This is a genomic window from Lysobacter sp. CA199 (assembly GCF_052078715.1).
In the GTDB taxonomy this organism is placed as follows: Bacteria; Pseudomonadota; Gammaproteobacteria; order Xanthomonadales; family Xanthomonadaceae; genus Lysobacter.
In genome coordinates this window covers 110,659-123,990 of record NZ_JBQJIL010000002.1, presented here as the reverse complement: position 1 = coordinate 123,990, position 13,332 = coordinate 110,659, and the positions used below count along the sequence as shown (strand labels likewise).

Annotated in this window: 8 protein-coding genes; all 8 read right to left on the bottom strand. The window is 66.9% G+C overall.

What is annotated here, in order from left to right; translation table 11 throughout:
- Window positions 1–72: 72 nt before the first annotated feature.
- Window positions 73–462, bottom strand: coding sequence for a hypothetical protein (locus ACTOWJ_RS03360; protein ID WP_441333176.1), 390 nt, complete (start codon window positions 460–462; stop codon window positions 73–75).
- Window positions 459–623, bottom strand: coding sequence for a hypothetical protein (locus tag ACTOWJ_RS03355; RefSeq protein WP_441333175.1), 165 nt, complete (start codon window positions 621–623; stop codon window positions 459–461). Before ACTOWJ_RS03355 ends, ACTOWJ_RS03360 begins: the two co-directional genes overlap by 4 nt.
- 3 nt (window positions 624–626) lie before the next feature.
- Window positions 627–1,145 carry a flavin reductase family protein gene (locus ACTOWJ_RS03350; RefSeq protein WP_441333174.1) on the bottom strand — a complete coding sequence of 173 codons (519 nt, stop codon included), beginning with the start codon at window positions 1,143–1,145 and terminating at the stop codon, window positions 627–629.
- A gap of 135 nt (window positions 1,146–1,280) precedes the next feature.
- A complete protein-coding gene (locus ACTOWJ_RS03345; protein ID WP_441333173.1) occupies window positions 1,281–1,910 on the bottom strand; it encodes an NAD-dependent dehydratase in 630 nt (209 codons plus the stop codon).
- Window positions 1,911–2,098: 188 nt separating this feature from the next.
- Complete coding sequence (locus ACTOWJ_RS03340; protein ID WP_441333172.1) at window positions 2,099–2,365, bottom strand: helix-turn-helix domain-containing protein; 267 nt, start codon at window positions 2,363–2,365, stop codon at window positions 2,099–2,101.
- Between the two features lie 166 nt (window positions 2,366–2,531).
- Window positions 2,532–3,875 carry a lipase family protein gene (locus ACTOWJ_RS03335; RefSeq protein WP_441333171.1) on the bottom strand — a complete coding sequence of 448 codons (1,344 nt, stop codon included), beginning with the start codon at window positions 3,873–3,875 and terminating at the stop codon, window positions 2,532–2,534.
- A gap of 362 nt (window positions 3,876–4,237) precedes the next feature.
- Complete coding sequence (locus ACTOWJ_RS03330; RefSeq protein WP_441333170.1) at window positions 4,238–4,471, bottom strand: hypothetical protein; 234 nt, start codon at window positions 4,469–4,471, stop codon at window positions 4,238–4,240.
- Window positions 4,468–13,278 carry a GH36-type glycosyl hydrolase domain-containing protein gene (locus tag ACTOWJ_RS03325; RefSeq protein WP_441333169.1) on the bottom strand — a complete coding sequence of 2,937 codons (8,811 nt, stop codon included), beginning with the start codon at window positions 13,276–13,278 and terminating at the stop codon, window positions 4,468–4,470. The genes ACTOWJ_RS03330 and ACTOWJ_RS03325 overlap by 4 nt, the downstream gene beginning before the upstream one ends.
- Between the last annotated feature and the right edge of the window lie 54 nt (window positions 13,279–13,332).

Below are 13,332 nucleotides of genomic sequence, written 5' to 3'. Positions count from 1 at the left end.
GGCGTCTGGGTGCGACGACGAACCGTCAGCTTCTGACTCGCCGCCGCTCGCCGAGGGGTTGGCTCGATCTGTTCAGGGCAGGAATCGCGATGAATTCGCAACCAGGACATGCAGGCACTTTCCCCTGCCGTCGGTGGTGATGCTGAGGTAGGACGAAGACGAGATGGATTGCACCACGGCGATGATGTTCGGATCCGTCGATGAGCATTCGAGCCGGGCCCCGGCCGAATCGCGCGCCATGCATTGAGCGACGACTTGCGACGAGACGGAGTTCGCTTCGGACGTGCATTCGATGTATTGCGTGGCGTCCGGGCTGTTGCGAGCCGCTGCCAGGGATCCCGTCGCATACACGTCGCTGACGATGACCGATGGGTTGGTGACGGTTCCCGCTTGCGCCGCGGCGGACAGCAGCAGCAAGCCGGTGGCGCCGAAGGTTTTGATGGAGACCTGATTCGATTTCATGGCATGCCTTCCTTGATTGTCGCCTCGACCGAGGCGGTGTGACGGATGAAGTATTCGCGAGAATTCCAGGATGCCGTAACGCCGTTTTCAGGAACGGAATTACCGCACAAGCCGCCGATTCTTCGTCCGCTCCGCTCAGCGCGGAACACCTGGCGCGCCATCGCTCAATCCGTACTCGCCTGCGGATCGGCGTTCATGCCCTCGCCGATCGCATAGAACTGGCCGCCGGCGATGTAGTGCAGGCTGCGCAGTGAGGGATCGGCCTGTTCGAAGTTCCAATGGCCGTGGGCGAACACCCGCGGATCGGACCAGGCTCCGACGACCTCGCCTATGAACAGATCGTAGGTTTCCTGATTGTGCGGCTCGGGAATCAGCCGACAGGCCAGCCATCCCGAACATCCCACGACGAACGGCAGATCGTGGCCATCGATAGCGAACAGTTCCACGCCGCTGCGCGTGAGCTTGTCGGGCACATCGAGCCGGCTGTGGGTGCCGCGCCAATGCGTCAGGCCGAGCTGGCTCACCGTCGGTACCTGGATCGCGAAGGCGCCGCTGCGTTCGATCAAGCCGCGCGTGCGCGTCGCCTTGTCGACCACCACAGTCAACTTGGCCGGCGCGTAGTCCAAGGCGCAGGCCCACGCGGCCGCCATGACGTTGTCCACGCCACCGTGACGGGCCGACACCGCACGGTCGGTCCGTGATTGAGCAGACGATAGGCCTTGGCCAGATCTACCGCGGCGATGGGATTTTGCATGAGCGTTCCTGAGCGTGCTCGACGATTCGTTACGGCTGCGGCAACGGTCGATCGGCGGCGGGCGTCAGACCAGACGATCCGAGGCGACGACATGGATGCCGGGCATCGCATCCCGCGCGGCATCGAGCAGAGCCTGCGCGATCCGAGCTGCGGGATTGAGCCGCCAGCGTTTGGGCAATAAGGGCCCGACCACGCTCAGGCCCGCGATCAGAGCGCGTTCGCCCGGGCGGGATTCCTGACGCTGCCCCGAAATCATCCCGGGCCGGACGTAGGTCAGCGAAACGAAGCCCTGGTTCGCGAGCTCGCGTTCCAACTCGCCCTTGACCCGGTTGTAGAACAAACGCGATCGCGGATCGGCGCCGATGGCCGAGTTCAAGGCATAGGTCGCCGCGCCCGCGCCTCGGGCCAGGCGCGCCACGTCCAAGGGATAGTCGTGGTCCACCTTGACGAACGCCTGCTGCGATCCGGCCGCGCGCATCGTGGTTCCCAGCGCGCAGATCACCGCATCGGCGCGCCACCACGGCGCATCGCGCGGCAGCGCGTCCCATTCGATCACCGGCGCTTCGAGTTTGGGATGGGTCGGCAGCGCTCGGCGCACCGGCGCGATCACCCGCTCCACGCCGGGATCGGCCAACGCCAGACGCAGTACATGGCTTCCGACCAGACCGGTCGCTCCGGCAAGCAGTAGCTTCAAGCAGGTTCCTCTCTTTGATCGATGCCTTGGCGCATCGCCATGGACGGTGGTGGCGAGCGATCCACTCTACCTCCTGCGATGCGCCGCGGGCGTGGGCAAGGAGCGATGTGGACGTCGGCCGATACGACGCCGGGCGACGGCCGTTCCCGCCGAGCCCTGCCTGCCGGTTCCGTCGACGCGTAACCCGGTTACTTCGAACGCCATCGCAACTCGCTCGGCAACAAGCCGAACGCGCGCCGGAACGCTGCGTCGAAATGGCTCAGATTGGCGTAGCCCAGGTTCAACCCGGACTCGATCAGACGCCACGCCGCGGCCATGCGTTCGCGCTGATGCAAGGCGTGCGCCGGCTGGCCGAACAACAGCTTGAACCCGCGCTTGAGCGTGAGCGTGTTCAAACCGCAGGCGCGACTGAGCTCGACGATGGTCGGAGGCCGCGCCAGATCCTGCAACAACAACTCACGCGCGCGCGAACGGTTTCTGGCGGTGCTCGATCTGATGCGGCGCCGATACCCGTGGCGGTCGCTGATGCCGCGGCCGCTTATCAACTGTTGTGGTTGACGCCGGCAGCTTGACCGCGCGGCGCAGCCTGCCTGCCGCCGTCACGGCGGCAGGCGGCTTGGATCAAGGCGCGGGAATCGGCGCGAGCGAATTGCCCGGCGCGATCCACGCGCAGTTCTGCGGCGCCCGCCGTCCGGCGAAGCGATCGTTGATCCACAGCAGCGTCTCGGGAATCCACGCCGCGGCGGCCCCGACGTGGCTGAGCAATTCGCTCTGGCCGTACTGCACCTTGACTCCGCGCGCGCAGTATTCGAGCGCCAGACTGCGCACGTCGCCGGCGATCATCACGCCGTCGCCGCGGCCGATTCCCGGCTTGTTGCCCAAGGTGCCCTCCAACTCGCCGGCGGCGCCCTGCCGGATCAGCATCGGCGCCGACGGCGTGCCGCCGGTGCTCATGATCAGGTCGTTGACGATCTCCACGAACGCCGGGATCGTCTCCGGCGACTGATACTCCGGCTTGGCCATCGAGGCCCAGGTCAACCCGGGATACTGGCCCAGTACGTTGATGATCGACGCCTTCTGCAGGCGCTCATGCAACATCTTGCCGTGATCGTTGAGATACGGCGTCAGATCGACCTCGTAGGAGCGCGAGGCGCCGATGATCGCCATCGGCATGATTCCGGCCCACAGGATGCTGCCGTCGACGTAATGCAGATTGTGTCCCGGGTGCACCAGCACGCCGCCCATCGAGGAACCGACGATGCGCCGGTCCATGTCCGGCGCGTACGACGGCGCCAACTCGGCCGCCCACTCGGTCGCGATCGCGCCGCCGGAGTAGCCGATCAACGCCGCCTTGGTGTCGGCGGGCAGCCCCACCGCGCTCGAGCTGAGCGTCGCGCGCAGGGAATCCAAGGTATTCATGCCGTACTCGCGCCCGGCGGCGAAGTTGGCTTTCTGGCCCTGGGTGTCGGGGATGGTGATGCTGTAGCCCTGCGCCAGGAACGGCGCGATCAGCGCGGTCTCGATGTTGGGAATCAACCCGCCCAGGGTGAGCCCGCCGGAGATCGCGTAGGACGGCTGGTCGTCGGGATTGAGCGAATCGTAGAAGGACTGGTACGAGATCAGCTTCTGCCGGCCCAAGCTCAGCAGCGGCCGGATCACCGAAGTGACGTTCACCGTCGGCTGTCCGAGCTGGCCGGTGGAGCGATACAACAGTTGGGTGGTCTTGATCGGCAGCGGGAATCCGACCACGTGGTAGGGCACGGTACGGGTCTTGAGCACCGTGCCCGGCGCGATGTCGCGCAGTGGCGTGTTGCCGGAGTACTGATAGAAGGGATCCTGGCCGGGCGGCAAGCGCGCCTGGGCCGGACTCGCCACGCTCAGGATCGCCAGCGTCGCGGCGATCAGGCCCGCCCATCGTTGCGTCGAGGCGGGCCGACGGCGTGCCACATGATCGATCTCAGACATTTGCTGACCTCTGCTGACGGTAGGTACCGGGGGAAGGAATCGAGCCGGCAAGCATCGCTATCGATGCCGGTGACCGGACGATCACGAGCCGCCTTCCCTAACTCAAGCCGCAGTGCACCATACGCTTGCGAATAGTCGTTTTCGGTGGTGTTTTGTCTGTTTAAATCGCATAAAAGCCGTATTTATTGTGCGTCGCATCAACCGCACGCGTAACTGAACGTCGCGCGGCCGGACGCGGTGAAATTCGGTTAAATCGGCGACGGCAGCGCGGTCGGCATGAGCCGCGACGGCATCGCCCGCAAGGCCCGTACCGCGCTTGTTTGACCGGCGAAATGCGACCGTGTCTGCGCCGCCGGCCGGCGCTACCAGCCTTCGACATGGCGCTTGCCCGGATCGCAACCGTGCAAGGTCAGCATGCGTGCGATCCGCTCCTCGACATAGCGGCGATCCGCACGGCCCAGCCCCTCGCTGATCTGGTCCACGAGCGCTCTGAACTGCGGCCAGAACAGCGCCTCATGGCGCAACGTGCCGCGCCATTCCGGCAGCATCCGCTCCAGGCGCGCGAGTTCGCGATCCAGTTGCTGCCGGGTACTCATGCGACCGCCCGCGGCCAGACCAGTTCGACCCGATGGACCAGACCGTCGTCGAGCAACGGGAAGCTCGCGCCGTCCTGCGGCACGCCGTCGAGCTCGAGGCGGCTCGCGCCCGGTTCGCCATCGCCGCCGCCATCGCCGTCGACTTGCACGATCCGGATCAGATACGCGGTATCGCCGTAGCGGTAACGCAGCTTGTACTCCGGCCATTCGGGCGGAATGCAGGGCGCGAGCGTCAAGCGATCGCCATTGCGGCGCAGGCCCAGCAAGGATTCGGTCAGCAGGCGGTACATCCAGCCCGCCGAGCCGGTGTACCAGGTCCAGCCGCCCCGCCCGGTATGCGGTGCCACCCCATAGACATCGGCGGCCAGAACATAGGGTTCGACCTTGTAACGCTGGACCGACGCGGCGTCTTCGGCGTGATGGATCGGATTGATCATGCGCGCCAACTCCCACGCGCGCCGGCCATCGCCCAACTCGGCGAAGGCCATCGCCGCCCACACCGCCGCGTGGGTGTACTGCCCGCCGTTCTCGCGCACGCCCGGCACATAGCCGCGGATGTAGCCCGGGTCCTTGGAGGTCAGATCGAAGGGCGGATCGAGCAGTTGGATCAGTCCCGCGTCGCGGCGCACCAAGTGGCGATCGAGCGAGTCCATCGCCTGGCGCGCGCGCGCCGGATCGGCCGCGCCCGACAGCACCGACCAGCTCTGCGAGATCGAATCGATGCGGCACTCGTCGCCCTCGCTCGATCCCAACGCGGTGCCGTCGTCGAACCACGCACGCCGGTACCACTCGCCGTCCCAGGCCTGGGCCTGCAGACTCTCGCGCAAGGTCAGCGCGGTGCGCCCGCAGTAATCGGCGAACGCCGCATCGCCGCGTTCGCGCGCGACCGGTTCGAACTGCATCAACGCGTCGTACAAGAAGAAACCCAGCCACACGCTCTCGCCGCGGCCGGCCTCGCCCACCAGGTTCATGCCGTCGTTCCAGTCGCCGCTGCCGATCAAGGGCAGGCCGCGTTCGCCGAGCAAACGGCTCCCACGTTCCAGCGCCAGCACGCAGTGATCGTAGAACGGCTGGCGGCGATCGGAAGGCCACGGCCGGTCGTAGTACGACTCCTCCTCGGCATTGAGCGCGCGGCCTTCGACGAAGCCGACCGGCTCGTCGAGCACGCTGCGGTCGCCGGTCACTTGCAGATAGCGGCACGCCGCGAACGGCAGCCACAGATAGTCGTCCGAACAGCGCGTGCGCACGCCGCGATCCGCCGGCGGATGCCACCAATGCATGACATCGCCCTGCGGGAACTGGTGCGCCGCGCTCAACAGCAGATGCTCGCGACTGAGCGAGGGCTGCGCGTGCACGGTCGCCATGGTGTCTTGCAGCTGATCGCGGAAACCGAACGCGCCGCCGGACTGGTAGTAGCCGCTGCGTGCGACGTAGCGGCAGGCCAGCGCCTGATACGCAAGCCAGCCGTTGACCAGCGCATCCACGCTGGGATCCGGGGTTTCCACCCGGATCGCTCCCAGTATCCGGGCCCAATGCATGCGCACCTTGTCGAGCGCGTCGTGAGCGGCGGCGACGCCTTTGCAACGCTGCGCGAGATCGGCCACGGCCGCGCTGTCCTTGCCTGCGCCCAGGCGGAATACGATTTCGGTCGTTTCCCCGGGCGCCAGCGTTACCGGCACCTGGATCGCGGCGCACGGATCCATGCCGACGCCCAGGCGGCCGGACAGCCGCTGATTGGCCAGCGCCGCCGGATGGGCCAGGTCGCCGTTGCGGCCGAGAAACTCGGTGCGGTCGGCGGTGTAGCTGCAGCCCTCGCCATCGGTATCGAAGAACGCGGCGCGGCCTTCGAACTCGGTGTTGTACGGGTTGCGCGCGGTCAAGGCGCCGCTGCCCGGATCGATCTCGCTGACCAGGTGCATGTGCGAACGCGCGCGTATGTCGCCCAACACCCACTCGACATAACCGGTCGCCGACAAGCTGCGCGCTCGACCGGAGCCGTTGCGCAACCGCAGCACCGAGTACTTCACCGCATCGTCGAGACCGACATACACCCACAGTTCGCTGGCGATGCCGTCCTCGACGTGTTCGAACACGCTGTAACCGAAACCGTGCCGGGTGCGATACGCGCCGCGGCCGCGGCACGGCAACGGCATCGGCGACCACAGCCGGCCGGTGTCCTCGTCGCGCAGGTAGAAGGCTTCGCCGCCGGTGTCGGCGACCGGGTCGTTATGCCAGGGCGTCAGCCGGAACTCGTGCGCGTTCTCGAACCAGGTGTAGCCCGGCGCGCTTTCGCTGACCACCGTACCCAGTTGGGCGTTGGCCATCACGTTGGACCACGGCGCCGGGGTCGGCGCGCCTTCGCGCAACACGATCACGTATTCGCGCCCGTCCTGCGCGAACGCGCCGGTGCCGTTGTCGAAGCGCAAGGCCTCGGCGACCGGCTCGAACGGCCAGGCGTCCTCGCTTTCGATCAGCGCGGTCGGCAATCCCGACAGCGGCGCCGGATCGGCCGGCGCATTGGCGGTCTCCACCGCCGTCGCCGCTTCGGCCGCGATCGGCGCGCCGTCGGGATGCAGCAAGGTCGCCGCGCGCGCCGCCGGCACGTGGCGGCTGACCTGGGCGGCGAGCGTGCCGCGCTCGTCGCTGATGATCACCCGTGCCACCGACTGCAGCAGGATGCGGTCTTCCTGCGACATTTGCTGGATCGGCCGGACGAAGATGCCGCCGGGACGATCGAGCACGCTGCCTTCCGGGCCGGCCGAAACCAATCCCAGAATCTGATCCTGCAGTTGTTGGCGATAGCCGCCCTGCTCTTCGTTCCAGATCACCAGATCGACGTTGAGGCCTTTCAACCGCCAGTACGCGTGCGCTTGCACCATCTGCCGCACCAGCTCGATGTTGGCCGCGTCGGCGATCTGCAACAGCACGATCGGGAAATCGCCCGAGATCGAATGCCCCCACAATCCCGACTGGCCGCGCCGATTCTGCAACAGCACTGCCTGTTCGGCGCGCAGATACGGATGTGCGTACACCATCGAGCCGGCCAGGCGTTCGTAGAGTTGCGCGTCGGCCTGCGAGGCGTTGATCTGACGCCGCACGACCTGGCTGTGGGTCCAGGCTAGATCGAATACGCGATCGGCCAGACGGCGGTCGCGGTAGCGATCGATCAGCGCGGAGCAGGCGTCGCGATCGGCGCCCACGCCGGTCACCGTATCCACGATCGCGGTCTGATCCGGTTCCAGCACGATGCGGGTGCGGATCGCGACGATCGGGTCGAGCACCGACCCGGCCGAATCCGACAAGGTCTCCCCGCCGGTCATCGCCCGCGGCGTGCGCGGCGTGTTGCCCCGGCCGAGGAACCGCGCGCGATCGGTTTCGTAGGAAATCTGAGCGATATCGGCATCGTGCACCGCGACCAGATGGAACATCCACGGCGGCGTTTCGGCGTGCGAGCGCGAACGGCGGGTGCACAGCAACGCCTGCTTGTCGCGCGCGATCTCGGTCTGCACGAACAGATTGCTGAAGGCCGGATGCATCTCATCCGACAGCGACGGCGCCAGCACCACTTCGGCGTAACTGGTGATCTCGATCGTGCGCGTACGGCGCGAACGGTTGCTCACGCGCAGACGCCGCAGCTCGATGTCGTCTTCGGCGGAGATCGCGATCTCCAGATGGGTTTCGTAACGGTGCTTGCGCCCGCGGAACTCGGCCTTGGCGTCGGAGAAGATCGCCTCGTAGTGGTCCACCGGCACGCAGGTCGGCTGATGCGTCGCCGACCAGAACTCGCCGGTGTCCACATCGCGCAGGTAGCAGAACGCACCCCAGTGATCGCGGGTGGCGTCTTCGCGCCAGCGGGTGACGGCCATGTCGCCCAGGCGCAGATAACCGCCGCCGGCGCTACTCAGCAAGCCGTGGCAACGGCCGTTGGACAGCAGTTGCACCGCCGGCCGCGCCGTGGCGGGATTGCGGAACACCCGCAGTTGGGTTTCGGTCGCCGGCGGCGGCGCGCGCGCGCCGCTGGTTTCGGCTTCGTGCGGATGGAATACGCCGGTGCGCGGGATGCGTTCTTGCAGCAGCAGCAAGGTCGCCTGGAACTCGGCATCGGCGACGAAGCGCTTCTGCATCGGCTGATCGCGCAGCAGATAGTCCAGCGCCAGCAGGCTCATGCCTTGGTGGTGGGCCATGAACGAGCGCACCACCGCATGGTCCTGGCCGCGCGGCACTCGTCCGGGGGTGTAGTCGATGGCCTCGTACAAGCCGAACTCGCCGCCGAAGCCCAGTGCGGTCAGGCGTTGCAGATTATCGCAAGCCGCCTCGGGCATCACCATCAGCGCCATCGCGCTGGCGTAGGGCGCGATCACCAGATCCTGCCCGAGCCCGCGCTTGAGCCCCAGTCCCGGCACGCCGAACGCGCGGTACTGGTAGTTCATGCGGGTATCGACCGTGTTGTAGCCCGACTCGGAGATTCCCCACGGCACGTTGCGCTGGCGGCCGTAATGGATCTGCGCCGACACGGCGTGCTGCGAGGTCTGGTCCAGCAAGGTGTCCGGATAGCTGGGCATGACCAACTGCGGCATCAGGTACTCGAACATCGAGCCGCTCCACGACAACAAGGTCGCGCCGCTGTCGACTTCGGTGAGCAGACGGCCCAGCGCGAACCAGGTCTCCTGCGGCAACTGTCCCTGGGCAATGGCGACGAAACTGCACAAGCGCGCTTCGGAGGCCAGCAGATCGTAATAGCCGGCATCCAGACGACGCTCGTCCACGTTGTAGCCGATCGACAACAGATGCCGGCCGCGATCGTAGAGAAATTCGTACTCCATCAGCGACAGTTGCCCGGCGATGTGCGCCAGGCGCTCGAGTTCGCGAATGCGCCGCCGGGCGCGCTCGCCGATCGCGTCGTCGCCCGAGCGATGCAGCAGGTCGCGCAAGCTGGGCATCAGGTCGAAGCCATCGTCCGGATGGGCCGCATCATTGCTGCCCTCCTCATCGGCGCGCTCCGAGGGATGGTCCGCCGGCACGGTATCGGCCGGGGCCGGCGTCGGCAGGAACTCGGCCAGTTCGGCAAGCGCATCGCCGCAGGTCTGGCTCAACGCGCGCGACCATCGCCTTGCGGCTTGTTCGCGATCGCTGTCGCCCGCGTCTCGCCACGCCGTCTCTATCGCTTCGGTCAGAACCTGGACCTGCGAAAGCGCCGACGCGATCGTGGTCGGCGTCCGCGGCGGCTGCGCCGCGAGCGCGTCGATCCGCTCGCGCGCGGCCGCCAGTGCCTGCGTCTGTGCGGGGGTGTTCGCGGTCCCGCTCGAGCTGTCTTGCAGCACGCCGCAGGTATCGGCCAAGCCTTGAAACACCGTCGCGGTCACCAGTGGTTCGTCGGCCAGCGCCAGCAAGCCCTGGCGCAGGGTCAGCAGATGCGCGGCGAAATTGCCGCTGTCGACCGTGGAGATGTAGCGCGGCGGCAACGGCTGCAGGGTTTCGGTGTCGTACCAGTTGTAGAAGTGGCCGCGGTGGCGCGGCAGCGTCTGCAAGGTTTCCAGCGCCAGACGCGTGCGTTCCATCAGCGCGCCGACCTGCAAGTAGCCCAGGTCGTAAGCGCTCAGATTGGCGAGCAGCGACAAACCGATGTTGGTCGGCGAGGTGCGCCGCGCCACGACCGGCGCGGGATGCTCTTGATAGTTGTCCGGCGGCAGCCAATGGTCCTCGGCGCGGACGTGGGTTTCGAAGAACGCCCAAGTCCGTCGCGCCAGCCGGCCCAGAAACCGCAACTGCACCTGCGACAGACCCGCATGGCGCTGCCTGGGCGGCCGTCCCAGCCACGCCATCAATCCGGGCGACAACAGCCACGCCAGAAGAAAGGGAGCCGCGACCGGCAGCGATGCCGGCTGGATCCGCCACAGCAACACCGCCGTGGCGACGGCGACCGCGGGCGCCGGCCACATGCCGCGCAGTTCCGCGCCGAAGCGGTCGCCCAGGCTGCGTTCGACTTCGCTCGACGGGTTCCACTGCAGCAAGCGGCGATGGCTCACGATCATGCGCCACAGCGTTCGCGCGATCGCATCCAGACTGAAGACCGCCTCGAACGGCAGGCAGGCCACGTTGACCAGTGCGCGCTGCGATTGACGTGCGAGCGCGGTGCCCACTTGCACCAGATGGGTCTCCAGCGCCATGTCCACCGGACGCCGGACCAGATCCCAGCCGGCCAGCGCCAACATCGGCGCCAGCCACAGCGTCAGCAGCCACAGCGTCCACAGCAGCGGCTGCGACAGCGTCGCCCAGCCCCAGATCAACAAGGCCAGGGTCGCGGCGGGAACCAGGCTGCGGCGCAGATTGTCGATCAGCTTGCCGCGCGACAGCCACGACAAAGGATTGCGCTCGAAGCCGCCGCCCATGCGCGGCACCCACGGCAACACCCACGGCAGCAATTGCCAGTCGCCGCGTATCCAGCGATAGCGGCGCTTCACGTCGGCCGCGTAGCGCGAGGGATAATCCTCGAACAGACGTACGTCGCTGATCAGTCCGGCGCGCGCGTAGCAACCCTCCAGCAGATCGTGGCTGAGCACCCGGTTGTCGGGCAGGCGCTCGCCCAACGCGTATTCGAACGCGTCCACGTCGTAGATGCCCTTGCCGACGAAAGAGCCTTCGCCGAACAGATCCTGATACACGTCCGAGACCGTACGCGTATAAGGATCGATGCCCGCCTCGCTGCCGAACATGCGCGCGTAGCGCGAACCGCGCCGCTCGCCCATGCCGCTGCCGACGCTGGGCTGCAGGATGCCGTAGCCGCGGGTAACCCGCCGCCGGCGCTCGTCGAACCGCGCCTGATTCAGTGGATGGGCCAAGGTGGCGATGAACTCGCGCGCGGCGTCGCGCGGCAGGCGCGTGTCGGTGTCCAGGGTAATGACGTAACGCACGTTGGCCAGCGCCTCGGTGTTGCCGACCACCGCCGCGAAGTCCTCGCCCAAGCCGCCGCGCAGCAGGCGATTGAGCGCCGCCAGCTTGCCGCGCTTGCGTTCCAGCCCCATCCATTTGCGCTCCTGCGCATTCCACAGGCGCGGGCGATGGAGCAGGAAGAACACGTCGCCGCGCTCGCCTGCATAGCGCTGGTTGAGCCGTTCGATCTGGCGCGAAGCCTGGGCCACCAGCAACTCGTCGCCGGGCAAGTTCTGCTGGTCGGCGTCGAGGAAGTCGGTCAGCAAGGCGAAATGCAGATAGGCGTCGCGATTGGCGAGAAAACGCACCTCCAACCCTTCCACCAGTCGTTCCACCGCCTCGGCGTTGGAGATCATGGTCGGCACCACCACCAGACTGCGCGCATGCGCCGGCAGTCCCTTGGCGTAGTCCATGCGCGGTAATGGCTTGGGCGAAATCAGCACGGTCGCGAGCCAGTTGACCAGGTGGATGCCCAGTTCGCTGAAAGCGACGAACGCAAGCATCGCCAACACGGCGATCCAGCCCAACCCCAACGGCTCGCCGCGCGCCTGCCACAACAATCCGTAGGCGCAACCGCCCGCGATCGTCGCGATCGGCAGCAGATACGCCGCCAACGGCAAGCGGCGCCGCTGCGGCCGCACCGTCTTGCGCGCGCCGGCCGCTGCGCTCAACGCCTCGGCGACCAGTGCGGCGCCGTCGTCGATCAGGTAGTAACCCACATGCGCCTTGTTGCCGTGCGCATCGCCGGCCGCGCGCGCCAGCCCGAGCACGAGCGCGGCCACCTCGGTTTCGCCGACGCCGCTGCGGCGCGCCAGCTTTTCGACCACGTGCCGGTACATGTCGCGGGTGTTGAAATCCATCTGCGCGTAGATGCCCGGCGGGTCTTCGCGCAAGGTCCGGTCGACCAGGCTCATGGTCTCGACGAATTCGCGCCAATCCATGTTCGCCAGGAACCGCAGGCTGCCGATGCTGTTGCTGATCGATACCTGATCGGACGCCTGTTGCTGACTTTCGGCGCGCACCAGTTCTTCCACGCTGTGTCCGCCGTCGGCCAACCACTGGTCGATCCAGCTGACCGGCATGGCCAGCGCCGCGGTGCGGCCGTGCAGCCCGCGCGCCAGTTCGGCGACGAATGCGCCGGACATCGGCGGATCCGACCGGGCCATGTCGGCCACGACCAGGACCACATTCTTGGGATTCTGATCGGCGGTGTCGTTAAGCAGCTTCGACCATTCCGCGGCGCGGCGATGATCCAGGCCATCGCGCATCACCCGTACCGACATCCGCCGCAGGTTCTCGATCAGCGCCAGGCGCAGCATGATCGGGATCGCCCACAATTCGCCCAGCTTCAGCGGCGTCACCGATTGATAGGCGGCGACGAAGCGGGTCATGGTCTCGGCATCGATGCGCCCGTCGCCATGGGCGATGGCCTGCATCGCCAGCGCGTAGACCCGCGGCAGACCGGTTTGCGGGCCTTCGCTCAGACTCGGCAGTTCGCGGCTGTAGCCCTTGGGCAGATGCCGGCGCGCGGTGCGGATCTGTTCTTCGATCAGGTAGAAGTTGTCGAGCAGCCATTCGCCCGCGGGCGTGATGCGCACCTCGTCCTGCACCATCTGGGTGAGCAAGCCGCTGGCGTCGTCGAGCATGCCTTCGTTGTCTTTCAAGCGCGCCAACAACAGATCCGAGCCTGCTTCGGCCTGCACCCGATGGGTCTGCGCGAGCGCCTTACCGTATTGCTCCATCTGCTCGGCGCTGAGAAGACGCGAGCGCAGCGGTTCCTCGGCCAACCAGGGCCTGCGTTTCGCTATCCGTCCCCACCGCCGCAAACGGCGGGGAAAACTCAACCATCGACTGAATGTTTTCCGCACATAAGACATACGTTATCCAAAAAGTACCGGTCGCCGGCTTCAGTCGGACGCAGGCGGATCGGC